We start from the raw sequence: 24,803 nt of genomic DNA on the forward strand, positions 1-24,803 counted from the left end.
GGATAAATGGAGAGGTTACAGGCCCATTGCAAAAGCCTACAACATCAAACAAATAGAAAGTAACAAGGGATTAAATTTTAAAGCGCTCCATACAATGATACACCAGGTCAAATCTTGGATAAGAACAACCTATTCCTGGGTAAGTCCTGACAATCTAAACAGGTATTTTAATGAGTTTTGTTTTAGAATAAACCGCTCACAGAGCAAAGCCACAATATTCAACAATCTTATTGTGAAAATGGTGCAAAGAGACAAAATATATCAGACAGAATTAATAAGCAACTAACTACTGACCTCTGACGTCTAATTTATGTATTTTAGCACTCTAAATAAGTTTTCAGAATGAATAAGAAACCACTGATATTAGTGACTAATGACGATGGGATTACCGCTCCGGGATTGCGCACATTAATTGAAGTCATGAATACTATTGGCGACGTCGTTGTAGTGGCACCTGACAGCCCACAAAGCGGTATGGGCCATGCGATTACTGTCAATTCGACACTTTATGTGGAAAACGTTGAAATTGACGACAATAAACAAATTGAATATAGCTGTTCTGGCACACCCGCTGATTGCGTTAAATTAGCCGTAAAACAAATTTTGGACAGACGCCCGGATATTTGTGTTTCTGGTATCAATCATGGATCCAACTCCTCCATAAACGTCATTTACTCCGGCACCATGAGTGCTGCTTTGGAAGCTGGCATTGAAGGCATTCCCGCTATAGGCTTTTCATTATGTGATTATAATTGGGGTGCAAATTTTGAGGCCTGTAAAGGTTTTGTAAAAACAATTACCGAAAACGTCCTGAAAAACGGACTTCCCAAAGGCGTCGTCTTAAATGTGAATATCCCAAATTTGCCCAAAGAAGATATAAAAGGCATTAAAGTATGCAGACAAGCTAAAGCCAATTGGGAAGAAGAATTTGATAAACGTCAAAATCCAAACGGTCGCGACTATTATTGGCTCGCTGGAAAATTTGTAAATTTAGATGAAGGTGAAGATACTGATGAATGGGCTTTGGAGCATGGTTATGTTTCTTTAGTGCCCGTTCAGTTTGATTTGACCGCCCACCATTGTATTCAAAATTTAAACACTTGGAATTTAAATGATTAAAAAAGAATTATTCATCGGTTTTATAGTAGGTCTGATTGCCAATACGCTTGGTTTTATCATTGCCATTCTTGTTTTTGGAAATGGCGAAGATATTGGTACCGCATTTAAACAGTCCTTAGCACAGGGGTTCTTTAGCAAATTAATCAGCATGGGTGCCTTACTTAATCTTGTGGTTTTTTTCTTGTTTATAAGAATAAAACGCGATTATCGCGCCAGGGGCGTTATTTTCGCAACGATTGCAGTAACGATTGTGACATTTTTATTAAATTACAGATAAAAACAAATACTGTTCCAACTGTTTTCGATTACTAAACTCCGATTCATATAAAATGAAATATTACATCATTGCTGGCGAAGCCTCTGGGGATCTCCATGGTGCCAATCTTATGAAAGCCTTGCAAAAGCAAGATGTCAACGCTCAATTTAGGTTTTGGGGAGGCGATTTAATGGAAGCGGTCAGTCCTACGCTTGTAAAACATTACCGCGATTTGGCTTTTATGGGTTTTTTAGAAGTGGTCATGAATTTGAGAACCATTACCAAAAATCTCAGCTTTTGCAAACTAGATATTGAAGAATACGATCCTGACGTTATCATCTTTATCGACTATCCTGGTTTTAATTTACGAATTGCCAAATGGGCCAAAGAAAAGCATTATAGAACACATTATTATATTTCGCCTCAAATTTGGGCCTGGAAAGAAAACAGGATTCATGCCATAAAACGTGATGTTGATAAAATGTATGTCATCCTTCCATTTGAAAAATCATTTTATGAAGACAAACATAACTATCCCGTTGAATTTGTTGGCCATCCTCTAATCGACGCCATTGCTGACCGCAATCAAGTAAGCGAATACCAGTTCAGAGCAAAACGGGCACTATCAGATAAACCAATAATCGCCTTACTTCCTGGGAGCAGAAAGCAAGAAATACGAAAAATGCTCGAAGTAATGCTGAGCGTGGTAAAGGATTTTGAAGACTATCAATTTGTCATCGCAGGTGCACCGAGTCAGGATTATGAATTTTATAGCAATTTTATAAAAAAAGAAAATGTGTCGTTTGTAAATAATATGACCTACGATCTTTTGAGCTTGGCTACTGCAGCCTTAGTTACCTCAGGCACTGCAACCTTAGAAACTGCCCTGTTTAAAGTCCCAGAAGTGGTTTGTTATAAAGGAAGTTGGTTGTCTTACCATATTGCAAAACGCGTGATCAAGCTCCAATATATCTCCCTCGTCAATTTAATCATGGATCAACCTGTGGTCACCGAATTGATTCAGGATGATTTTAATTCCAGACGACTCAGAACAGAATTGCAAAAAATTCTCCAACCCGAAAAAAGGGAAGAATTATTTATGCAGTATTTTGAACTGGAAAAAAAATTAGGTGGCAAAGGAGCCAGCGAAAAAACAGCAAAATTGATTTACGAAGACGTTAAAAAACATAAAACACAGTAACTGTTTCTTGAATTTTATACTTTCAAAATCCAATCAGCGTTTAAAGCACACTTAGTTATTGCAACAATATCGCAATACATCTATATTTGGCCTTATGAAAAACAGTGCTTTACTTCTTCTTGTAGCGATTGGCTTTAGCAGTTGCAAATCCGCAAAAAACAGTGCGACCATCACCTCTCCAACCGCAAAAGTTGAATCACATCCAATAAATCTTAGTTTGGCTCCTATCCTTACCATTGCCGCCAAGACTATTGAATTCAACTCTTTAGATTTACATTCGCTGGTAGAAATTCCAAAACCCGTCGAATCACGCGCTACCCGCATTGTTGATTATGCGTTTGCATTTGATGGCGTAAAATACAAACGCGGTGGCACTACAAAAGAGGGCATGGATTGCTCGGGTTTGGTAGTCACCACGTTTAACAGTGAAAACATTTCATTACCTAGATCCTCTAGAGAGATAGCACTTACGGGGAATTCAGTGGATCTAAAAGATGTTGACAAGGGCGATCTTTTATTCTTTGCGACACGCAGGAACAGCAAGACCATTAGCCATGTAGGAATTGTTACGACGGCAAGAGATGGTTTTGTGGAGTTTATCCATGCTAGTACCAGTAGTGGCGTTATAGTTTCTAACATGGCCGAAAAATATTGGCATTTTGCCTTCATCAAAGCAAGACGTGTTATATAACACCAATTAAACAGCTAGCTTTTTGCTGAAAGTTACAATAAATTGATATTTTTATAAAAAATTTCCTTTTAACCAATGAAAAAGATTGCCCTACTCCTTCTTTTACTTATTGCATTTAGCAGCTGTAAATCCTCCAAAAGAAGCTCCAATACTAAAACCAAGACTACCAAAATTGATAAAAGATCAAGAGCCTCTTCTTCGACTTCTGACCCAAAAGCCGATAAAGTAGTGGATTACGCACTGCAGTTTGATGGGGTGAGATATAAATATGGTGGTACTACTAAAAAAGGAATGGATTGTTCTGGATTAATAGTCACTTCGTTTGATAGTGAAAACATTCCTTTGCCAAGAACTACTGGCGATCTATCAGTGACAGGTGAATGGGTAGACCTTAAAAAAGTATCAAAAGGCGATCTATTATTTTTTGCCACCAGAAAAAATAGTAGAAAGGTCAACCACGTCGGAATTGTCACGACCGCAAGAGATGGGTTTGTAGAATTCATACATGCTAGCACCAGTAGCGGCGTAATGATTTCAAATATGGCAGAAAAATATTGGTATTTTGCCTTCGTACAGGCAAGACGTGTTTTATAGACCTTATTTTTAGTAACTTAGATTTATGAAGTTACTCGATTTTGCGCTCATCAAAATTACCTTATGCCTCATTGCAGGCATTCTTTTTGCGCATTATACTAACTTTCCCAAAGGCCATACCTTACTCATAACATTCAGCTTTATTCTTAGTCTTTGGGCCGTTCTCAAAATTGAAAACAAGCGTCTGGTCAAGTCTTTAGGCTTTAGTATTCTGACTTTTTTTACATTTATCGCTATTGGCAGCTTAACGTATCAATGGCATGATCAAAAAGATTTCAAGCATCATTACGCCCAACGGAAGGACCTCAAATTAGACTCCATAAAAACGGTAACCTTCCAGATTAGGGAAGTGCTCAAACCTGGGACTAATTACGAAAAATATCGTGTTGAAATTCTCAAAATAAACAATCAAGTTCATAGAGGCAAGATTCTTTTAAATGTTAAGAAGGATAGTGTTTTTGCTGCTCATAAAGTGGATGACATTCTTGTTGCGGCAGGGCCTCTACGTGATTTAAACTCTAAGCTGAATCCCTATCAATTTGATTATAAAGCATATCTAGAAAACCAATATGTTTATCACCAACTATTTGTAGATCACTCAAAACTTCTAAAAGTTTCATCTGAAGTTCATACACTTTTGGGGTACGCTGCCCAACTTAGAACCCGAATCAACAAAGAATTAAAGCGCTACAATTTTAGACCAGATGAATTAGCGCTAATTAATGCGTTGTTATTGGGACAGCGTCAAGATATTAGTAATGATATATTGGACAGCTATTCCAAAGCAGGAGCCATTCATATTCTCGCAGTTTCCGGACTTCATGTTGGTATAATTTTATATCTGCTGAGTTCACTGTTTAAACCTTTAGAATATTTTAGACATGGCAGAATCCTAAAAACGGTGCTAATTGTGATCTTTCTATGGAGTTTTGCAGTTGTAGCCGGATTGTCGGCATCAGTGACCAGAGCAGTCACAATGTTCAGCATTGTAGCTATTGGCATCAATTTGAAGCGGCCTTCCAACATCTATAACACTTTGGCTATCTCCATGTTTTTCCTCTTGCTGTTCAAACCCTTATTTCTATTTGATGTTGGGTTTCAGATGAGCTATTCAGCGGTGTTTGCAATTGTGAGTATGCAACCGCATTTAGTAAAATTATGGCAACCAAAATTCAAACCGGTTAAGAAATTATGGGAAATTTTCACCATTACTATGGCCGCTCAAATTGGCGTTATGCCCATTAGTTTGTTTTACTTCCATCAATTCCCAGGGTTGTTCTTTGTTTCAAACCTGGTCATTATTCCTGTTTTAGGACTTATTCTAGGCATGGGCATTCTCGTGATACTGATGGCAGTATTGAATATTCTCCCTTATTGGATAGCAGACTTGTACGGCAGCATGATCAGCATGATGAATAGTTTTGTACGTTGGGTTGCTCTTCAAGAGAAGTTTATCTTCCATGATATCTCCTTTAGCATCCTACAAGTACTGACTTCCTATCTAATGATCATAAGCTTGTTTTCGCTATATAAAAAACCAAATTTCAGAAGACTCACTGCGACGATGGTATCTATTTTAATACTTCAGATGGTTTTGATTTTCGAAAAGCAGAAGAATCAAACAGATGAGTTGATTGTCTTTCACAAGAGTAGATTTAGCGTGATTGGACTAAAAACGAACACGTCTTTAACTGTTTCGCATAATCTTGACAGCATGAGTGTTATCAAAGATCATATCCTCAGAAATTACAAAGTCGGGAATTCAGTTAGTTCAGTACAGGAAGACACTTTGCAAAACCTCTACCTATTTCACGATAAGAAATTTTTGGTGATTGACAGTTTAGGAATCTATAGAGTACCAGAGTTACATCCTGAGTATGTAATTTTAAGAAATTCGCCAAAAATCAACCTATCTCGTATGTTGGATTCCGTGAGGCCGGAATTAATTATTGCAGATGGCAGTAATTTCAAAAGTTATATACAACGTTGGGAAGCTACTTGTATAAAAAAAGATGTCCCATTCCATTTAACAAGTAAGGAGGGCGCTTTTGTGTTAAAGAATGACTGAATGTAGGCTTAGTTCTATTTCCCCCTTATATAACTGAGCCCAACGAAGCGCAAATACATAAATCAAAAAATCCTTTCTACTGAACAGTAAAAGGGATTTTATATATTTTTAAGAGGACGCTGAAAATATAACCTATTATAAAGTCTGCTTATTCTAAGGACCTACCCCTTAAATGCTGGTTTAAATGCGGAATAAAATGCATTAAAATCCTCTTGAGTTTTCATTTCCTTGTGTTTGTCCTTTAGGAACATCTTAAGATATAACTCCAATTGTTGCGGATTTTGATAGCCTCTAACTGGGGTAATGACATCAGCGTTCTCATCAAAAAAGACAATTGTAGGATAGGCATTTACTTGAAGGGCATGGGTTAAATCATGGACACTATTTCTACGACTAGCCATTTCAGCTTTATAGCCTTTGTTAGCATAGGTATTGCCTTTATAGTTGATTTTCTCGTTGCCTTCAGCATCAAACTTTACAGCGTAATAATTATCGTTTACATATTTGGCAACATCCGGATTCTGGAAAGTGTTTTTATCTAACATCTTACATGGACCACACCAGTTGGTATAAACGTCCATCATAATTTTTTTTGGATTTTTTTTCTGAAGTTTCAAGGCTTCTTCAAAACTGACCCAGTTTATTTCTTGTGCGATAGTATTGAAAGACATTGAAGCCACCAATACCATTACCAATCCTAATTTTTTCATGTGATATTTTTTTTTGCAAATCTAAGTTGAAACTACAAAAAACGCTCCAAAAGTGCGGCTTTTGACGTTTCTTTAACAAATTTCTAAATTATCTGACGCCGTGCATCAATTTTTTCAGAACAGGATTTAAAATCATGGAGACAAGGCCAACAGCAATAGGCACCACAGCAAAAATCAAGAAGAAGGTACCCAAAGAGTATTCTTCTGAAATTTTATCGATCATTCCTCCCATTGTATTCGCCAACTTCTGTCCGACAGCAATTGCCAAGTACCACACTCCAAACATAAAACCAATCATCCGTGCAGGCACCAATTTACTTAAATAGGATAATCCTAATGGTGATAAACAAAGCTCTCCCATGGTGTGGAACAAGTAGGCCAAAATCAAGAATATCATGCTTACAGAGGCCGTTTGAGCTCCTGAAGGGATATCTGAAGCCCCATAAGATAACACTGCAAATCCTACCCCCAACAAGACCAATCCAATGGCATATTTTATAGCGGCACTCGGATTGTATTTGCTTTCCCACCATTTAGAGAAAATCGGCGCCAGAGTGATTATAAAGAAGGAGTTCAAAATACCGAACCAAGTAGCATCAACTTTCAGTTCTTCAGAGAAGGATTTGTCATAAATACGATACACTACGAGAATCCATAAGCCAAGAAAAGCGATGGCCAACATAATATTTGAAGCACCAATTTTGGTAAATGTCTTTTTAAAAATCAAAACGATCACATATGTAATAATGATCAAAGGGATGGTTGTTAATAATCCATCAACAATTTTAAATATTGTGGCGGTACTGCCTACCAAATCTCTGTTGGTATAATCACTGGCAAACAAGGTCATTGAGCCAAGGGATTGTTCAAAGAAAGCAAAAAAGAAAACGGTGAACAACGCAAAAATGGAAACGGCAACAAGACGATCTCTAACAATAGGAATATAGCGGGAGATACGCATTATCAGCAAAACTAAGAAGAGCACTAATGCTCCAATAACAATAACGTTTGATCCGCTCATTTCTCCCCATTCAAACGGTAAAGAAACGGTAAAAGGCGTTAAACTTTTTTCACCAATTTTTTCTAAAGGATCATTAAACAAATAAAGAAGTCCACCAATAGATGAAAGTGCTATAAGAATCTTATCAAATGTTGTAAAAGGATTCAACTTAATAGCCGCTTCAATTTCTTCCTTAACAACATTTGGATCAGAAGTGTCTTCACCTTCATGTAAAACGACATCAATTTTCTTAGATGGCGCGGCTCCTACTTTTCCGAAGATTTTATGTGCCAATAAAAACTGTAGCATCCCTAAAAGCATAAAAATTCCGGCAAGTCCAAAACCGTATGCCCACCCGTAATTTTCAGCTAAATACCCACAAAGCATCATCCCAAAAAAGGCTCCTGCATTCACACCCATGTAGAAAATAGTGTATGCCCCATCTTTTTTAGACTCCCTACTTTTATACATCTCAGAAATGATTGATGTAATATTTGGCTTAAAAAATCCAGTTCCAAGCACTAATAAAGCCAAACCTAAGTAAAACGAAAATGTCGTTTCGAGGGCCATAGCAGCGTGTCCAAGCGTCATAATAACACAACCAATCACCACAGCTATGCGATAGCCTGTCCATTTATCAGCTATCCATCCACCAATAATAGGCGTTAAATATAACAGTGAAGCGTAGGTACCAATTAATGCCAAGGCATGTTCACGAGGCCAATCCCACCCAGGGTTGTCACTCATCATGGGTGCGGTTAAAAACAAAATGAGGAGGATACGCATGCCGTAAAAGGAAAAACGTTCCCACATCTCCGTGAAAAAAAGAATAAATAATCCTACTGGATGCCCAAGTACGGTGTCTTTAAAAAGATTTTCAATATCAGTATTCATAACCTGTTGTTAGTTGTTTAGTTCTTGATCTCCCAATTCAAACTTCTCCTGCTCTTTTATTTCTCTTTCATTATCCTCAGCTCCATGCGTTAATCGTTTTAAAGGTTTTAACATGGCAAGCACTAAGATTCCAACAAGAACCGTGAAAATTGTAATTCCAGAAAAGACCGCATATTCACCATATTCTGAAGCATTTTCGCCCAAAATACCCGCTACTTTATTTCCCAAGCCCGTGGCCGCAAAATAAACACCCATCATTAATGAGGCGTATTTAACTGGTGCCAATTTGGTAATAAACGATAAGGCTACTGGTGAAGAACACAGCTCACCAATCGTATGAAATAGATAGGCAAATACCAACCAGTACATGGCTGAACTTCCATTGGTGTTATATTCTTTGGCCGCAAAGATCATAAATACAAAACCTAACCCCATGATCATCGTTCCAATGGCCATTTTGAATAGAGATGACGCTTCCTTACCCTTTAGTTTTCGTTTTGCCCAATAGGCTGCAACAAGTGTGGCAAAAATAATAATAAACGCCGCATTTAAGCCTTGGAACCAAGTGGCAGGAATTTCCCATCCAAACAACATTCTGTCGGTGTTTTGTTTGGTGTAAATACTCATTAAACCTCCAGCCTGTTCAAAAGCACCCCAAAACACAATAACGATAAGAAAGGAGAGTAACAGCACCAAAAATCGATCTTTCAGTATTTGAGTGTTCAAGTTTTTATAAATCATCATCATCACTCCAGCTACTAAGGCAATGAAAATATAAAGAGCGGTGTACCCCCAATTATCTATACCATCATAGGTAAACCCTGCATAAACAGCATAAGCACAGATCAATACTACAATGCCTAGTTGTAATGGCGATTGGAATAGATTGGAGAACAATTGCACCAATGACACATCCTCCTTCATTTCGGCAACTGTCGGTTTGTTACCTACATGCACCAAAAACCTCTGACCATATAAATACACCGCCAAACCAAAAAGCATGGCAATACCTGCAAGGCCAAAACCATAATGCCACCCAATTTCCTCTCCAACATAACCTACGATAAAGGTTGCAAGCAAGGATCCTAAATTAATCCCAATGTAAAAGATGCTAAATCCTTTATCGCGTCTAATATCGCCTTCTCTATAAAGTCCGCCTACCATAGTAGAAATATTGGGCTTAAGTAAACCAACGCCCAAGATTATAAGAGCCAAACCGGTATAGAAGGCCCACATTTGGTCAAAAGCCAAAATCCCATGACCTGCCACCAATATCAAGGCACCATATAAAACTGCTTTTTTCTGACCCAGCAGTTTATCAGCAATCATTCCTCCAGGAATGGACATGACATAAACCAACATGGTATACCAGCCATAAAGCATAATAGATTGTGAGTCTAACCAACCAAGTCCCGGATTATCAGCAGTCGTTTTTTGAACCAAATAAAGTGTTAATAAGGCTCTCATACCGTAGTAAGAGAAACGCTCCCACATTTCTGTGAAGAATAGGATGTAAAGCCCGATAGGATGACCCCAAAGTTCTCTTTGACTCGGTTGAATTGCTGCAGTACTCGACATATATCTAGATTTAGTTAGTTTATTTAATACTTATAGGAGTTAACGTCTTTAACTTCAACGCTTACACGATTTCCATTTTCAAAAAAAAATTCTGTCAAATCAGTCAGCGCTAAAAGCTTTTTTAATGATTCAACATATTAAAATTAATGAATGCCGTGCATCATTTTCTTTAACTTCGGATTCAAGATTAACAATACAACCGCCGCAAAAATTGGTATAGCTGCAATAATTAAGAAAAATGTAGACATTGAATAGGTCTCTGATATTTTATCAATATATGATCCCGTTTGCCCCGCAATAAAGTTGGCAATCGCCGATGCCGTAAACCAAAGTCCAAATAAAAGACCCGCCAAGCGCTTTGGAGATAATTTAGAGACATAGGACAAGCCTACAGGTGACAAGCACAATTCTCCCATGGTATGGAAGAAATAGGCCAATATCAACCAGATCATACTTACTGCTGCTGTTTCTGCGCCCTGCGGAATACTATTTGCTCCAATAGACAACACTACAAATCCTACACCTACTAAGGCCAAGCCCATTGCAAATTTGACAGGACCGGAAGGGTTCCAGACCTTTTCCCAAATTTTACTGAAGGAAGAGGCTAGTGTAATGATAAAAAAGGAGTTTAAAATTTGAAACCAAGAAACGGTCACCTCGGTTTCCTCTAGACCAAATTCTCTATTGATCTTCCAAATTCCCAAAACCCAGATAATCGCAAATGAAATTGCGGTAAATATGATGGTTAGAGGATACTTCTTAAAAATTCTCTTTCCAAGACCGAAAAGCACATAAGAAACGATTAAAATTGGAAAAATTGTCAAAATCGCATCCACCCATTTAAATATGGTTCCGGCATTACCATCCAATATTCGCTGTGTATAATTTTTTGCAAAAACAGTCATAGACCCTCCCGCTTGTTCAAAAGCAAAAAAGAAAAATATACTCGCTACCATCAACACCCCTACCACAACTAATCGATCTCTTACAATATGAGCAGCTGTTTCTTCCTCGACAATTTCATCTTCAATTTTCTCAACCGTATACACATCTTTTTTTATCGGTTCCTTTCCTATAAGACCGAAAATTTTCTGTCCAAAATAAAATTGCAACATCCCGAATAACATAAACACACCTGCCAATCCAAAACCGTAATGCCATCCTACTTTCTCTCCAATATACCCGCACAACAGCATTCCTAAAAATGCCCCTGCATTAATTCCCATATAGAAGATAGTGTATCCGGCATCCTTTTTAGTACTGTTATCAGGATACAATTGCCCAACCATAGATGAAATGTTCGGTTTAAACAACCCGTTTCCTAAAATCATAAAGGCGAGTCCAATATAAAAAAACATAGGGTTGATCATTTCAAAAGCCATGGAAGCATGCCCCAAAGTCATGATTAAGGCGCCCAATAAAATAGCCTTTCTAAACCCCGTAATTTTATCAGCAATAATACCACCAATGAGGGGTGTCAAATACACCAATCCAGTATACCAAGAATACAACTGCAGCGCTTCTCCACTAGTCCATCCCCAACCTTCTTTACTTATTTCAGTAATTAAAAACACTGTTAACAGAGCACGCATTCCGTAATAGCTAAAACGCTCCCACATTTCAGTAAAGAAAAGGATGAACAATCCTGCCGGATGCCCCATAACCATACTGTCGTCAATGCCTTGTTTATGGAGATGACTGATTAACGCTGTATCTTTCTCTTGGTTCATAAATTCTTTTATTATAAATTTTCTTTAATATAGTTAGTCATTTTGGTGTACAAATGAAGCCTCGTATTGCCTCCATAAATACCGTGATTGTCATCTGGGTAGATCATCCATTCAAACTGTTTATTGGCTTGAATTAAGGCTTCTACCATGCGCATCGTATTCTGAACATGCACATTATCATCGGCAGACCCATGGATCAGCAAGAAATTGCCTTTTAATTTATCTACATGTTGGATGGGAGAATTCTCATCATAACCTGACGGATTTTCCTGTGGCGTGGTCATATAACGCTCTGTATAAATGCTGTCATAAAACCGCCAACTGGTTACCGGCGCCACAGCAATGGCCATTTTAAAGACCTCATTACCTTTAAACAAGGCATTACTGCTCATAAATCCGCCATAACTCCAACCCCAAATCCCGATACGGGACGCATCTACAAAATCCATTTGCCCCAATTGCCGTGCGGCTTGAATTTGATCTTCTACTTCATACTTGCCCAGTTCCTTTTGGGTTACCTTTTTGAATTCAGCACCCTTGTACCCCGTACCTCTCCCATCAATACACACCACAATAGTTCCTTGGGCGGCAAGATGATAATACCAATAATCATTAGCTGAATTCCAGGTGTTGGCCACAGACTGCGATCCTGGACCAGAATATTGGTACATCAAAACAGGGTATTGCTTTTGAGGATCGAAGTTGTTTGGTTTGATGGTCCACATGTTCAAATCATTTCCATTGACCGAAATGGTACTGAATTCCTTGGTTGGAAGATGATAAGCTTTTAAATTCTGAGCTGAGGCTTTATTATCCTTAATCCCCTTAACCAGCTTTCCGTCCTTTGCAGTATGTAAGGTATATTCTGGAGGTGTTGTAGCGTTAGAGAAGGTATTGATGAAATAGGTAAAATCAGTGCTAAAATCGGCTGAATTAGTGCCTTCCTTCTGAGTGAGTCGCGATTTATTCTTTCCGTTGATGTTGATGGAATAAACATCTCTATTAATAGATCCGTTTTCAACAGATTGATAGAATACAATATTGTTTTTCTCGTCAAACCCGTAATAATTTGTGACCTCCCAAGGGCCTTTAGTGACCTGATTGATCAATTTTCCGTAATTCGAATAGTGATAAATATGATTGTAGCCATCCATTTCTGAAGTCCAAATAAAGCTATTATCCTTTAGAAACGTCAAGTTATCGGTTACGTCAATATAAGCCTTATCTTTTTCGGCAAGGATAAGATCAGAACTCATTGATTTGGCCTTAATCATCCATAAATCGAGTTCATTTTGATGTCTGTTCGTATATTGGGCGCTGAGCACGTTGGCGTCATTGGTCCATTCGATACGTGGGATATAGAAATCAGAATAGGGTTTTGAAACCTTTACATCATTGATTTTTTTCGATGTTATATCATATATGTGAAGTGATACAATTGCATTGGCCTCACCCGCTTTAGGATATTTAAAAACGGATTGGTGTGGATATAAGTCCTCACCGTAAATATCCATTGAAAATTCAGGAACATTTGTTTCATCAAACTTTATAAACGCTAAATAAGTGCCATCAGCATTCCATTCGAAAGCACGAACAAATGCAAATTCCTCCTCATAAACCCAGTCCGTAATACCGTTGATGATTTCATTCTTTTTACCATCAAAAGTTATTTGCGTTGTTTGATTTGTATCAAAATCCTTAATAAAAAGGTTATTACTGAACCCATAGGCTACCTTTCTTCCGTTTGGAGATAAGGTTGGCTCTTGTATTTTTTCATCAGCAATTTTAATCAACGCCTTGGATTTGGTGTCATAAACATAAAAGACACCTAACGTTGAACGACGAAAAATAGATTCCACTTCAGTAGCCAAAATGATTTTACTTTCATCCTTGCTAAAAGTATAGTCCGAAAACCCCTTGAGGTCATCCAAATCAGAAGAACTCACCAAAGTTTCAACTTTTGACAAGGTTTTATAATCGTAAACATCAATGGCTGTCGAACCCTTTTCATAGTTCAGTACAGAATACTGTTTGCCATTATTCATGGAATGTAAAGACTGCATTCCTTGGGTTCTAAAGGTGCCATTCCAGATGGCATCTAGCGTAATTTCCTTAGTTTGAGCTGAGCCTAAAGCGGTTACCAAAAAACAGATAAACAAGGAACTTTTCAAATACTTCATTAGGGATTTTTAGTTTTTTCAAAATGCTGTCAAGTTTACTAAAAATAATGCAAAAACACTAACCTTTAATAGTTAAAAACGTAAAGCCAGCAATTGTGACTATTTATTAAAGTGAAGTATAGTATCTTTGTTTTTCTAAACAATAGCTCATGATCAAACCCATTAAAGGTTTCTCCAAACTCTCAAAATCAGATAAAATAGAATGGATTGCCGCTACCTATTTCAGCGATGCAAATGCTGCAAAGCAAGCCATAAAACAATATTGGAACGATGATCAGAAACTACAGCAGTTACATGATGAGTTTATTGAAAACACGATTTCCAATTATTACCTGCCATTTGGCGTAGCGCCCAATTTCCTAATTAACGGCAGACTATATACCATACCGATGGCCATTGAAGAAAGCTCAGTGGTTGCTGCAGCGAGTAAGGCGGCTAAATTTTGGCTGGATCGTGGCGGATTTAAAACTGAAGTCATTTCGACCACAAAAATTGGTCAAGTACATTTTATATACAGCGGAGATGTTGACAAATTGAATGCCTTTTTCAAATTCGTTAAACCAAAACTTATTGAAGACACCAAAAACATCACCAAAAGCATGGAAAAACGTGGCGGCGGCACTTTGGAAATAGAGCTAAAGGACAAAACCTCCGATCTGGAGAATTATTACCAGTTGCATGCTACTTTTGAAACCTTGGATGCCATGGGCGCCAATTTCATCAATTCGTGCTTGGAGCAATTCGCGAAAACCTTTAAATCGGAAGCGCTTCACTTTGATGAATTTTCGGAATCAGAAAGCTACATCCAAATTGTGATGAGTATTTTGTCCAATTTTGTCCCAGATTGCTTGGTTAGAGTTGAAGTTTCTTGTCCGGTTGAGGATTTAAGCGATAATCCCTCTAAATCTTCTGACGAGTTCGCACATAAATTTGTGCGTGCGGTTAAAATTGCCGAGATAGAACCTTATAGGGCTGTGACCCACAATAAAGGTATCATGAACGGTATTGATGCCGTTGTGCTTGCCACGGGAAATGATTTTAGGGCCATTGAAGCCGGGGCACATGCTTATGCGTCAAGAAATGGCACCTATAGCAGCTTGTCTCATGCCGAAATAGAAGATGGCATCTTTAAATTTTGGATGGAAATTCCGTTGGCTCTGGGTACCGTTGGTGGATTGACCAATTTACACCCTTTGGTAAAAGTTGCTCTAGAAATGTTAGGCCAACCTAGTGCCAAAGAACTCATGCAAATTGTGGCCGCTGCTGGTTTGGCGCAAAACTTTGCTGCTTTACGTTCTTTAACCACCACGGGAATTCAGGAAGGTCATATGAAAATGCACTTGATGAATATGCTGAATCAGCTCCATGCCACAGCTAGCGAAAAAGAAACAATGGTAACGTATTTCAAAAACAACACAGTAACGCACAGCGCGGTTGAAAAAGCCCTCAGCAAATTAAGAATGTTGGCGTCTGAAAATTAAGATTTACATTGTCCGAGAAAAAAACAAGCTCACTTTGTTAATGGAGCCAACACCTTAAATACCAACGGTTAAAACTTTGAACTCTCAAAAATTCTATAGCAACGGAAAATTACTGATTACCGGAGAATATCTTGTTTTAGATGGGGCACATGCACTAGCCATCCCTACTAAATACGGTCAATCGTTAACGGTTGAACCCTATAAAGGCGGCAATTTAAATTGGAATAGTTACGACAATGCGGGAAATTTATGGTTAGAGGCCAACCTTATCTTGAGAGATGGATTTATAGGTGCATCTGCAAAAAACGATCCTCTAATTGACCGGCTTATGGAAATTCTCAATGCAGCAAAAAAGCAACATCCCACATTCTTAAATGGAGAGACTGGGATAAAAGTCTCAACGCAACTCGATTTTCCTAGAAATTGGGGCCTGGGCACTTCTTCAACGTTGATCAATAATATGGCGCAATGGGCAAATATTGATCCTTATGTATTGCTAGCAAATACTTTTGGAGGTAGCGGCTATGATATTGCCTGCGCGAAACATAATGCTCCCATTGTTTATCAGCTTGAAAATAACAAGCGGACCATCATTGAAACAGATTTCAACCCGGAGTTTAAAGAGGACTTGTACTTTGTTTTTCTTAATAAAAAACAGAACAGTAGAGATGGGATTGCAGCCTACAGAAAAAATAAAAGCAATATGAATCTGGCCCTTTCTGAAATCAATGCCATTACCAATGACATGATCAGCTGTACAACTCTGGAAACGTTTCAGTTTTTAATGCAAAGCCACGAAACTATTATCTCTAGCATCATCAAACAACAACCTGTAAAGGAAATGCTATTTAAGGACTTTAAGGGCAGCGTTAAAAGTCTTGGGGCTTGGGGAGGTGATTTTGTTTTGGCGGCATCCGATGAGAATCCAGAGGCTTATTTTAAAAGAAAAGGATTCGACACAATCATCAGCTATGGGGAAATGGTTTTGCTTTAGATGGGAATCGAGAACTAAGACTGCTTCGCTGCTGGAATAAAGACCAAAAGCGCGTGCATAATTAAGAAGCGTTAATCCTTTAAAAAAAGAATGCCAATGTATATGGAATAAAAAAGGCAAAGTTTATGACGACAGACTTTAGTTAAAATTTAATGCTATCATTTTCGGCATATTGAGACTAGGTGTGATCACACAAAAAAAGAGACCTTAAAATTTAAGACCTCTTTTTTTAAATGTATATAAAAAACTCCTAGTAAAATGTAGCTCTATTATCCACAATATCTGCAGCATCTTTTAGGGCTTCGTAAGCTTTCATTTGAGCAGTATTCATTTGAGATGAATTCAATCTATTGGCAATCGCCTGATAGTTATCCAATTTTGGAGCAGCTGTCTTTTTGGTCACTTCAACCATAAACACGCCTTTATTACCATCGATCAATTTTGAGGTTTCACCTTCTTTTAATCCGAAAGCTGTTCCTACTACTTTAGGCTCCAATCCAGCACCTGAAAGTGTTGGGTTCTTCATATTGACAGCACTTGCGGTAGATACTGAAACATTTTGACTTTGTGCTACGGCATCCACTGTTGATGCAGAGATTTTCTCACGGATCATTTTTGCTTTCTTCTCTTTTCTAATTTCAGGAATAACTGAAGCTGATGCAGCTTCTGGAGTCATTAATCCTTTTTTGTTAACACTTGATACTTGAACAACAGCATAACCTATACCAGGAATTGAGAAACGCTTGTAATCTCCAACCTTTGTGCCTTTGTCAAAAGCCCAACGGACAATAGCTCTCTGACTTCCCAATCCTGGGATGTTTTCATCAAGTTCTTTGATATTATTAACTGGTCTAACAACCACATCATTTTCTTTTGCGACATCTTGAAAATCTTTGTCTTGAAGTGCAATTTCAAATCTTGAGGTTCTATTGAAGACATCATCAATTGTAGTTTCAGAAGGCTCGATTTTTTGAGCTAACGTCGCCACTTTAAGCATACGTGTTTTGTCTTTTTGATCTAAGATTTCGATCACGTGAAAACCAAAATCAGTTTTCACCACGCCAATGTCACCTTTATTATTTTCAAAAGTATAATCTCTAAATTCAGGAACCATAGAATTGTAAGCGTACCAGTCTAAAACACCTTCTTTTTCGTTACTGACCTTATCGATTGAAAAATCCAGCAAGTCCACAAATTTTGAACGGTTCTTTTTAATCACATCCATCAAACTATCCGCAGTAACTTTTGCTTGCGCCTCTGTTTGGGTAGTTTCTGCATCTGCTGCACGAGAACCCACAAAAGGAATCAGCAAGTGTCTTGCCTTAACAGAGTCTGGCATATATCTTTCTTGAACCACTTTAGTGATCTTAAACATATTATTGTGTTTGTATGGACCATAATACTGTCCTACACTAAGTTTAAAGATAGAGTCTTGAGCCACATCTGGCAATCCTGATTTGGCGACATAACTATCCGTATACTTTATGTCAGAATTAGCGTTGATAAAACCTTCAATATCATTTGTTGACTTCAATCCAATAATGGTATCATTCAATTTAGACACTTCATTGTATTCCACTTTAGTATTTAACAAAGCAGCAACATTTTCTTTTACAGCTTTCTCGTCTGCTAATGAAGCAGCCTCTGTAAATTGCACAAATTGAATATCTCTTGAAGCCTCTGCTTCAAATTTGGTTTTATGTTTGTTGATATAATCTGAAATTTCAGATTTAGAGACCTTAACCAAGCTATCTGAGATTGAAGCATAAGGTACATTTACAAATTTCACATCAACATTCGCGCTTTCCATCGCATATTCTACTTCAGCTTCAGAAAGCGTTGCTCCAACACCCGCCTTAACAAGATTAAAATAGGTTTGTTCTTTTGCACCAACCGCAATAGCCGCTTCATTATTGACCCATTCCGCGTAATTGATTTGGAAATTTCCAAGTGGTGCTCTTTCAGGTGCAATTACTTTTAAATTTGCGATAAATTCATTCAATCTATTTTCATCAAAAATGCCCGCTTCATTGGTAAATTCAGGAAATTCAGCAAAGTTATTTCTCAAAAGATTTCTCATTTGCTCCTTTTCTACAGAAAGACCTAAGCCATCAAACTGGTTTTCCATTACCGCACGTCTCACCTCTTGATCCCAAACTCTGTTCATAGTTTGCGTACTCGTGGCACCAGGGCCCATTTGACGTTGCATGTTTTCAACTTGATTCATAAATCCTTCACGACCAATATCATTACCATTAATGGTGGCAATGGTATCTTGTGAGCTTCCCAAATCAGCACTGTTTCTGAATAAGTCAGAAAGTACAAAAGCGAATAAGGCCAATGCAATAATTACAATGAGGAAAATAGAACGTTGTCTAATTTTATTTAAAACTGCCATTTTATTGTATAAGTTAGAAAATATAAGTGCGCGAAAATACCAATTTCTATCTAATAATAAAAGTAGATTTCTATTTTATTAAATTAATAGTGAATTGTTTGTCGTAGGCCTGAGATTTATTGGTGCTGGACACAGATGGAAAAGCAATGATTCAGAGATTTATGAAGAAGAGACGGATGACTGGTGTAAGATAAACGTGAACTGAGAGTGCTTGCAGACTATTAGTCCTCATCAAGCACTTTGAGCGATACGAGATTGATTTTTGTAGTAGAGACCTCCAAAATAGTAAAAAGATAGTTTTCAATTTGGATCAGATCATTCACCTGTGGAATTTCTTCAGTTTCATCCACGATCAAACCTCCCAGAGTTTCGTAATTTTCACCCTCCGGAAGGTTTAACTTATAGACCTCATTAATATAGTCCACTTCCAAGCGCGCTGAAAACTTATAGTTGTCATCATCAAGTTTCTCTTCAATCAATTCCATAGTATCGTGCTCATCTTCAATCTCACCAAATAATTCCTCAATAATATCCTCTAAGGTTATGATCCCAGAAGTTCCGCCGTATTCATCAATAACCACAGAAATACTTTTTCTTTTTTTGGTCAGGATGTTCAACACATCCTTGACCAACATGGTTTCAGGTACAAACTCAACCCCCATAACTACAGATTTAATGTCCTTTGGTTTTTTAAATAGATCAAAGGAATGGACATACCCCACAATATCATCTACAGTATCTTTATAAACCAAAATTTTGGACAAACCAGAAGAAGTGAACAGCGCATTCAGGTTTTTTATCGAATCACTTATGTCAACGGCAATAATCTCAGTTCGAGGTAACATAACCTCTCTTGCCTTAACCTCCGAAAAATCAAGGGCATTCTGAAAAATCTGTATTTCACTATCTAGCTCGTCATGTTCTTCAACAGATTCCATTTGCTCGCTGATATAATTCCCCAATTCCACTTTAGTCATCACTAATTGCGCATCTTCACCACCCGTTTTAAAGAAGTGCTTCAAAATCAGATTGGAAATCCAAATCACGACGTCCGAAACCCAAGAGAACAGACCGTAAAAAAAATAGGCAGGCACCGCGAATATTTTAAGGAGTGAATTGGCATAGATTTGAAAAAACACCTTTGGCAGAAACTCCGCAGTAATCAAAATCAATAAGGTAGAAATAATGGTTTGCGTTAAAAGACTCAAATCATGTAACAGGTAGTTCAAAAAAACATAATCTGTTGGCAACAGATCTTTAAACCATACCACTAATTTATCGCCCATTAAAATACCGTAGACCACTAAGGCAATATTGTTACCAATAAGCATGGTGGCAATAAACTTAGAAGGTTTTGCGGTAAGTTTCGTTAGCGTTTTGGCCAGAAAATCATTTTGCTTCTTAGCAATTTCTATGTGAATTTTGTTACAAGACACATAGGCAATTTCCATACCCGAAAAGAAAGCAGATAAAATAAGGGACAAAATAATGATAAGCGCATTACTGTCCATACATTACTGGTTGTTGTTCATTTTGTTTCGAAAGTGCTTTTTGAAAAAATACATCCCAATAGCAAGAAGGGCGAATACCAAAAGCATAATAGCCTTACCATTATCTTCATTCCACCATCTATATGACTCGTAGATAAAAAATACAGCAATGAATAAATAGGCGTATTGAATAACTTTTTGAATCGTTTTCATAGGTCATTTTAATTTAGCGACAAAGATAATCAATTATTTATCTGAACATGAGCTTTTAGTTCATTTTGAAATAAACTAAAGAAATTGGAAAACAAATCAAATCCCGGGATTTTGAGAGATTTAATAGGACTTTCCAACGTTCCTATCTAAGGTTACAAAGCAGAGTCATCATCAAAATAATGTACACCCGTTACCTCACTGACCCCATAGCTACTGAAATCCTGATTGGAATCAAAAGCATTTCCTGTAACCATTTTGGAAGGAGAAATATATTTTACTGGCTTGTTAGAAAACACCCAATCGCGTTTTTGATCATAAAAGAGCTGTTCTGCAAAAATACTGTCCTTTGTTTCAGTTGTAATAAGAACATTGCCTCTTAAATCAATCAAATCGGTATCATTAAAAACAATGGCATAGTCAGCAACGATCGTGCTTTTTTTATTGCGCTCATCATAAATATATAACGTAACCCCATTTGGAAATTCATTATACGAAAATTCACGATTGGAAAAATCCAGCATTTTCGGACTTAACAAATTCGCTTTTAAGCGTCCAGAGTCAGTATACTTGAGATTCATATCCTCGGCCACACCAATAGGTTCATTTTGTAACACCCCTATTTTCTGCACTTCTTTAAAGTTGTTTTTGCACGAAAAAAACATAGTCATAGCAAACGCTATGACTATGTTGAATAAACTATATGAAGATTTAAATGTCATTTATATTTTTGGCACGGTAACACTTAAGCCAATCCAGCACCCAATTCTTATGGTTTCACCGCCGTTACCTGCAGTAAATATGTCTGCTCTTTGAGGTGCTTTACCATCATAATTTGCAGCTAAACCTTCTGCATAAGATTTTAAATTGGCATCTACTCTACCCGCTTTTCTCGCTTCGCTCGCTGCTAACCAGAAAACCGCTCTTTTATTAAACGTGGTATCTCCACAATTGTTAGCACTCGCCGCATACATTTGGGCTATTTCAATATGCGCTCTACCATTTGATGGATTTAAATCCACTGACTTTTGGAAATAACTTCTAGCCGAACCATAATTACCTTGAGATTTCAAACTCTTACCAAAGCGCATGGCCAATCTTGATTTTTTCAAAGGATCTTTTTCAAGATCGTACGATTGATCCAAATATGGTTTCGCTTCTTTCTCTTTCCCTTGTTTCATCAATAAGTTGTAAACAAAGAATTTTGTATCAGCCGATGGCGAAGATGCATCATAGGCTTTCACTAAATCGGTATATAACGGATCATCTGTACATTCTTTATTGTACATTCTACTTACCGCACGTTTTAACCAAACGGCATCCGTTTTAAACTTATCAAAATCTCTTTTATATAATGGAATCAATACCTCACAATTGGCCAAAATACCCAATTTGCTATCGATACTACCAGAAATCTTATCATAAGCTTCTAAATAACTCTCATATTGCTTTTTATACTGTGCCTCCTTTTTGTCCAATTCTGTTCCTGCTTCTTCTTTTTCAACAAGCGGGTTCAATTTCTGGGTGTAGTTATCAATCTCTTGGCCAATTTTATCGCTGACATCGTCATATTTATTAAAGACATCAATTACTTCCACTTCTTTAGCATCATACATATCGACAATGGTAGAGAAATAAATGTACAACCCTTTAGGATTGGTGAAACTTTCAGGAGAGTTTTTATAAAGCCCATCAAAGTTATCATACACTTGTTTATTACTTAAACCTAAAGCTTCTCTATGGTCATATTTCAACATGGCTTTATCCTGTTGAATATCACCAGCAGTATACTTGTTTGGAAAGTTAGCAATCCCTTCATCCCAAACTTTCATCAAATCATTGATAAGATCAACTTTCTCGGTTCCTGACGCTCTATCAATTTTATCCTTTAAGATTCTATCGCCGTAATAATAGATAGCATAATTAAATTTAGGACATTTGTTACGCAACTTCATGAATGGCTCATATGCTTCGTCAAACTTCTTACTTTTAGCATAATCACTCATTAAAGTCAAGTTGATCATGCATTCTTCGTCCTGTTGGGCAAACCCCACATTGAAACTCATGAACAAAGCGACTAAGATTAAGGTAACTCTCGTTTTCATAGTTTTTAATTTATACGTGTTAGTTATATTTTCGTTTTTGGAACCATCTATCGTTCAAAGATAGACTAATCTGCAAATTCATAAAATTTTCTTGAATTAAATTTTCTTTCGTCGTTCCTCTCTTTCCAATTTCAAAACCAATATTGGCATTAGAGAATAAATCGGCTCCAACTGGCAACCCAACTCCAAAAGATATGCCAAACTCATTAATGGTTTGATTATTTATTTCCAATCCTGTATTTTCAAATCGCATACCAGCCCTATAAACAATGCGTTCCCAGTATCTTGAGAAGGACTTATAATTTGGGATATAAAATCCACCAAGAGCAATTGTAGACGCATCTACAAACACCGAATTTTCAACGGAGACAATAGGATTATCAAATTCGCTGGTCTTTTGAAATGTATATTCAGCACCAGCAAACCATTTTTGTGGTCTTCCAATACCCGCACCAAAGGATAAGGTGGAAGGCAATGTCAAATCTGTCTTTTTTAGGCCTTGAGCTTCTAAATCAGCTTCAACACCGCTGACTGTCAACACTTGTTCTGTTCTCGGATCGGCAATAACCGTAGAAAACGCACGCATATTCTCTGAAGTAATTTTGCTTTTTGGCATGTAGGTCAAACCAGTTGAAAGTTGCAATTTATCAGTAACCATAGTTTTATAGCTCATTCCAAAATTGAAATTGACACCGCTTAAATCTGAGCGGTTATTCTCCATGGTCTGGTATTGCGCTAAATCTCCATCTTGGTATCTAAATTGGAGTGCACTATTTTGGATGTTTCCAAAATTATAGCTCGCATCAAAACCAATACTGAGTTTTGGCGTAATTTGATATCCCAGTCCCACAAAAGCTTTATTCAATCCGCCCTCACCCTTGTAACGCTTATCCAAATCATTAGTTGTGGTAAAGGATTCCAATTTGTAACCTACAGAAGTGTAAGGCATCAAGCCAAACCCTAAGCCAAATTTGCCCATAGGCACTGAAAGTGCCATATAATCAAAAGTAGTAGACCCAGTTTTTTGAGTATCTGTATCCGTCTTAAGGGTTAAGTTGTTTGATCCGCCACCCACTGTAAACTTCATGGGTCTGTTCTCATTATTATAGACTTTAAGCTTATTACCGGCGTATCCCGCAGGATTACGAAGATTGAGGTGGATGCTGTCCATAAAGATACTTAAACCTCCCATACTTCTGTTTTCTACAGTTCCCTTAAATTTCAAACTTCCAATGCCGTAATATGAATAAGGTGATGGTGAGCCGCCGTTTTGGGCTTGCACATGAATTGCGCAAGTTATTATGAAAACTATTACAAGTTTTTTTATCATTAGTGTGTATTATATTCTAAAATAAAGTTCAATCCTTCCAAAAGAAAATTCGAGTTGGCAAATATGCTATTTTTTAATTGCTTTGACAAGAAATTGGCATCACCTCCTGTTAAAATAACTGTTAAATCTGAAAATCTTTCTTGATACTCATCGATGACGCCATCAATTTCTTTGATTATTCCATTGACCACACCTGAGTGAATTGCACTTTCTGTGGTGTCTCCAATACTGCTTTTTGGCATCTCCGTATATAATAACGGTAGATTGGCCGTCAAATTATGCAAACTCTTATATCGCAAGCGGACTCCTGGAGAGATTGCACCTCCTAGATAGTCGTTTTTATGGTCAATAAAATCATAAGTGATACAACTGCCTGCGTCAATTATCAGGGTGTTATTGTTAGGAAAGTGTTTCACCGAGGCCGCTACTAGCGCCATTCTATCCACACCCAATGTGGTTGGTGTTTTATAGCGATTGTGGAATGGAAAATTCAAATTTGCATCCAGAATAAGCACTTTATGCATTTTCTCAAGGTCAATAATCACCTCTTTTGGCAATCTCCCGACCGAAGCGAGCATACATTTAACAATTTTTGGATAGTTTATAAAAATTTTTTTATGGGCATTTTCAAACCCTGAAACTTCGACAACTACTTTTTCTAAAAGTTTATCTTCTTGAAAAACAGCAATTTTGACAAGCGTATTACCTACGTCAACAATTAAATTCATAGCGCAATTAAAAGCTGCAAATTTACAAAAGCAATTTTTATATCTT

21 protein-coding genes are annotated in these 24,803 nt (G+C 37.4%); 9 read left to right on the forward strand and 12 right to left on the reverse strand.

Annotated elements, in window-relative coordinates; genetic code table 11:
* From G525_RS0116330 to G525_RS0116360, 7 genes are all read left to right on the forward strand, one after another.
* A partial coding sequence (locus G525_RS0116330) for a transposase (protein ID WP_027127106.1) occupies positions 1-286 on the forward strand: 286 nt, incomplete at its 5' end.
* Positions 287-342: 56 nt separating this feature from the next.
* Complete coding sequence (surE, locus tag G525_RS0116335; protein ID WP_027127107.1) at positions 343-1,119, forward strand: 5'/3'-nucleotidase SurE; 777 nt, start codon at positions 343-345, stop codon at positions 1,117-1,119.
* Positions 1,112-1,396 carry a hypothetical protein gene (locus G525_RS0116340; RefSeq protein WP_027127108.1) on the forward strand — a complete coding sequence of 95 codons (285 nt, stop codon included), beginning with the start codon at positions 1,112-1,114 and terminating at the stop codon, positions 1,394-1,396. The genes surE and G525_RS0116340 overlap by 8 nt, the downstream gene beginning before the upstream one ends.
* A 52-nt stretch (positions 1,397-1,448) precedes the next feature.
* Positions 1,449-2,576, forward strand: a complete 1,128-nt coding sequence (gene lpxB / locus G525_RS0116345; RefSeq protein ID WP_027127109.1) for a lipid-A-disaccharide synthase — start codon at positions 1,449-1,451, stop codon at positions 2,574-2,576.
* Between the two features lie 94 nt (positions 2,577-2,670).
* Positions 2,671-3,267, forward strand: coding sequence for a C40 family peptidase (locus G525_RS0116350; RefSeq protein WP_027127110.1), 597 nt, complete (start codon positions 2,671-2,673; stop codon positions 3,265-3,267).
* Between the two features lie 75 nt (positions 3,268-3,342).
* On the forward strand, positions 3,343-3,861 hold the full coding sequence (locus G525_RS0116355; RefSeq protein WP_027127111.1) for a C40 family peptidase: 519 nt from the start codon (positions 3,343-3,345) through the stop codon (positions 3,859-3,861).
* Between the two features lie 25 nt (positions 3,862-3,886).
* Positions 3,887-5,929 (forward strand): ComEC/Rec2 family competence protein, encoded by a 2,043-nt coding sequence (locus tag G525_RS0116360; protein WP_027127112.1) that lies wholly within the window; start codon positions 3,887-3,889, stop codon positions 5,927-5,929.
* 161 nt (positions 5,930-6,090) lie between these two features.
* On the opposite strand, the gene G525_RS0116365 is transcribed toward G525_RS0116360, so the two are convergent.
* The 5 genes from G525_RS0116365 to G525_RS0116385 form a co-directional block, all read right to left on the reverse strand.
* Entirely contained in the window at positions 6,091-6,639 is a 549-nt protein-coding gene (locus tag G525_RS0116365; RefSeq protein WP_035479973.1) for a thioredoxin family protein, read from the reverse strand.
* Positions 6,640-6,727: 88 nt separating this feature from the next.
* Positions 6,728-8,533: a peptide MFS transporter gene (locus tag G525_RS0116370; RefSeq protein ID WP_027127114.1), complete on the reverse strand. Its 1,806-nt coding sequence runs from the start codon at positions 8,531-8,533 to the stop codon at positions 6,728-6,730.
* A gap of 9 nt (positions 8,534-8,542) precedes the next feature.
* The gene (locus G525_RS0116375; protein ID WP_027127115.1) at positions 8,543-10,111 is read right to left on the reverse strand and encodes a peptide MFS transporter; all 1,569 of its coding nucleotides are present in this window, start codon (positions 10,109-10,111) and stop codon (positions 8,543-8,545) included.
* Positions 10,112-10,254: 143 nt separating this feature from the next.
* Positions 10,255-11,778, reverse strand: a complete 1,524-nt coding sequence (locus tag G525_RS0116380) for a peptide MFS transporter (protein ID WP_051209991.1) — start codon at positions 11,776-11,778, stop codon at positions 10,255-10,257.
* Positions 11,779-11,852: 74 nt separating this feature from the next.
* On the reverse strand, positions 11,853-14,021 hold the full coding sequence (locus G525_RS0116385; protein ID WP_027127117.1) for a S9 family peptidase: 2,169 nt from the start codon (positions 14,019-14,021) through the stop codon (positions 11,853-11,855).
* Between the two features lie 149 nt (positions 14,022-14,170).
* On the opposite strand from G525_RS0116385, the gene G525_RS0116390 reads away from it, so the two are divergent.
* The gene (locus G525_RS0116390; RefSeq protein WP_027127118.1) at positions 14,171-15,502 is read left to right on the forward strand and encodes a hydroxymethylglutaryl-CoA reductase, degradative; all 1,332 of its coding nucleotides are present in this window, start codon (positions 14,171-14,173) and stop codon (positions 15,500-15,502) included.
* A 76-nt stretch (positions 15,503-15,578) separates the two neighbouring features.
* Positions 15,579-16,496: a GYDIA family GHMP kinase gene (locus tag G525_RS0116395; RefSeq protein ID WP_027127119.1), complete on the forward strand. Its 918-nt coding sequence runs from the start codon at positions 15,579-15,581 to the stop codon at positions 16,494-16,496.
* 250 nt (positions 16,497-16,746) lie between these two features.
* Here G525_RS0116395 and G525_RS0116400 read toward each other — a convergent pair whose 3' ends face one another.
* The 7 genes from G525_RS0116400 to G525_RS0116430 all read right to left on the reverse strand — a co-directional run bounded on the left by G525_RS0116400 (position 16,747) and on the right by G525_RS0116430 (position 24,757).
* The gene (locus G525_RS0116400) at positions 16,747-18,894 is read right to left on the reverse strand and encodes a peptidylprolyl isomerase (protein WP_027127120.1); all 2,148 of its coding nucleotides are present in this window, start codon (positions 18,892-18,894) and stop codon (positions 16,747-16,749) included.
* Positions 18,895-19,115: 221 nt separating this feature from the next.
* Positions 19,116-20,405 (reverse strand): hemolysin family protein, encoded by a 1,290-nt coding sequence (locus tag G525_RS0116405; protein ID WP_027127121.1) that lies wholly within the window; start codon positions 20,403-20,405, stop codon positions 19,116-19,118.
* 3 nt (positions 20,406-20,408) lie between these two features.
* The gene (locus G525_RS0116410) at positions 20,409-20,597 is read right to left on the reverse strand and encodes a hypothetical protein (protein ID WP_027127122.1); all 189 of its coding nucleotides are present in this window, start codon (positions 20,595-20,597) and stop codon (positions 20,409-20,411) included.
* A 152-nt stretch (positions 20,598-20,749) separates the two neighbouring features.
* The gene (gene lptC / locus G525_RS0116415) at positions 20,750-21,316 is read right to left on the reverse strand and encodes an LPS export ABC transporter periplasmic protein LptC (protein WP_027127123.1); all 567 of its coding nucleotides are present in this window, start codon (positions 21,314-21,316) and stop codon (positions 20,750-20,752) included.
* On the reverse strand, positions 21,317-22,699 hold the full coding sequence (locus G525_RS0116420; protein ID WP_027127124.1) for a tetratricopeptide repeat protein: 1,383 nt from the start codon (positions 22,697-22,699) through the stop codon (positions 21,317-21,319).
* 19 nt (positions 22,700-22,718) lie between these two features.
* Positions 22,719-24,029, reverse strand: a complete 1,311-nt coding sequence (gene bamG, locus G525_RS0116425) for a BamG family beta-barrel-assembly machinery protein (RefSeq protein ID WP_027127125.1) — start codon at positions 24,027-24,029, stop codon at positions 22,719-22,721.
* On the reverse strand, positions 24,029-24,757 hold the full coding sequence (locus tag G525_RS0116430; RefSeq protein ID WP_027127126.1) for a type III pantothenate kinase: 729 nt from the start codon (positions 24,755-24,757) through the stop codon (positions 24,029-24,031). The genes bamG and G525_RS0116430 overlap by 1 nt, the downstream gene beginning before the upstream one ends.
* Positions 24,758-24,803: the final 46 nt, after the last annotated feature.

This window comes from Gelidibacter mesophilus DSM 14095 (genome assembly GCF_000423005.1).
Taxonomy (GTDB): Bacteria; Bacteroidota; Bacteroidia; order Flavobacteriales; family Flavobacteriaceae; genus Gelidibacter; species Gelidibacter mesophilus.

Bases quoted from the DNA above. Each gene is read 5' to 3' on its own strand.
- G525_RS0116365 (WP_035479973.1), bottom strand. From the start codon at position 6,639: ATGAAAAAATTAGGATTGGTAATGGTATTGGTGGCTTCAATGTCTTTC.
- G525_RS0116355 (WP_027127111.1), top strand. From the start codon at position 3,343: ATGAAAAAGATTGCCCTACTCCTTCTTTTACTTATTGCATTTAGCAGC.
- G525_RS0116385 (WP_027127117.1), bottom strand. From the start codon at position 14,021: ATGAAGTATTTGAAAAGTTCCTTGTTTATCTGTTTTTTGGTAACCGCT.
- lpxB (WP_027127109.1), top strand. From the start codon at position 1,449: ATGAAATATTACATCATTGCTGGCGAAGCCTCTGGGGATCTCCATGGT.
- G525_RS0116380 (WP_051209991.1), bottom strand. From the start codon at position 11,778: ATGGTTATGGGGCATCCGGCAGGATTGTTCATCCTTTTCTTTACTGAA.
- G525_RS0116350 (WP_027127110.1), top strand. From the start codon at position 2,671: ATGAAAAACAGTGCTTTACTTCTTCTTGTAGCGATTGGCTTTAGCAGT.
- bamG (WP_027127125.1), bottom strand. From the start codon at position 24,029: ATGATAAAAAAACTTGTAATAGTTTTCATAATAACTTGCGCAATTCAT.
- lptC (WP_027127123.1), bottom strand. From the start codon at position 21,316: ATGACATTTAAATCTTCATATAGTTTATTCAACATAGTCATAGCGTTT.
- G525_RS0116390 (WP_027127118.1), top strand. From the start codon at position 14,171: ATGATCAAACCCATTAAAGGTTTCTCCAAACTCTCAAAATCAGATAAA.
- G525_RS0116375 (WP_027127115.1), bottom strand. From the start codon at position 10,111: ATGTCGAGTACTGCAGCAATTCAACCGAGTCAAAGAGAACTTTGGGGT.
- G525_RS0116420 (WP_027127124.1), bottom strand. From the start codon at position 22,699: ATGAAAACGAGAGTTACCTTAATCTTAGTCGCTTTGTTCATGAGTTTC.
- G525_RS0116400 (WP_027127120.1), bottom strand. From the start codon at position 18,894: ATGGCAGTTTTAAATAAAATTAGACAACGTTCTATTTTCCTCATTGTA.
- G525_RS0116370 (WP_027127114.1), bottom strand. From the start codon at position 8,533: ATGAATACTGATATTGAAAATCTTTTTAAAGACACCGTACTTGGGCAT.
- G525_RS0116360 (WP_027127112.1), top strand. From the start codon at position 3,887: ATGAAGTTACTCGATTTTGCGCTCATCAAAATTACCTTATGCCTCATT.
- G525_RS0116430 (WP_027127126.1), bottom strand. From the start codon at position 24,757: ATGAATTTAATTGTTGACGTAGGTAATACGCTTGTCAAAATTGCTGTT.
- G525_RS0116405 (WP_027127121.1), bottom strand. From the start codon at position 20,405: ATGGACAGTAATGCGCTTATCATTATTTTGTCCCTTATTTTATCTGCT.
- G525_RS0116340 (WP_027127108.1), top strand. From the start codon at position 1,112: ATGATTAAAAAAGAATTATTCATCGGTTTTATAGTAGGTCTGATTGCC.
- surE (WP_027127107.1), top strand. From the start codon at position 343: ATGAATAAGAAACCACTGATATTAGTGACTAATGACGATGGGATTACC.
- G525_RS0116410 (WP_027127122.1), bottom strand. From the start codon at position 20,597: ATGAAAACGATTCAAAAAGTTATTCAATACGCCTATTTATTCATTGCT.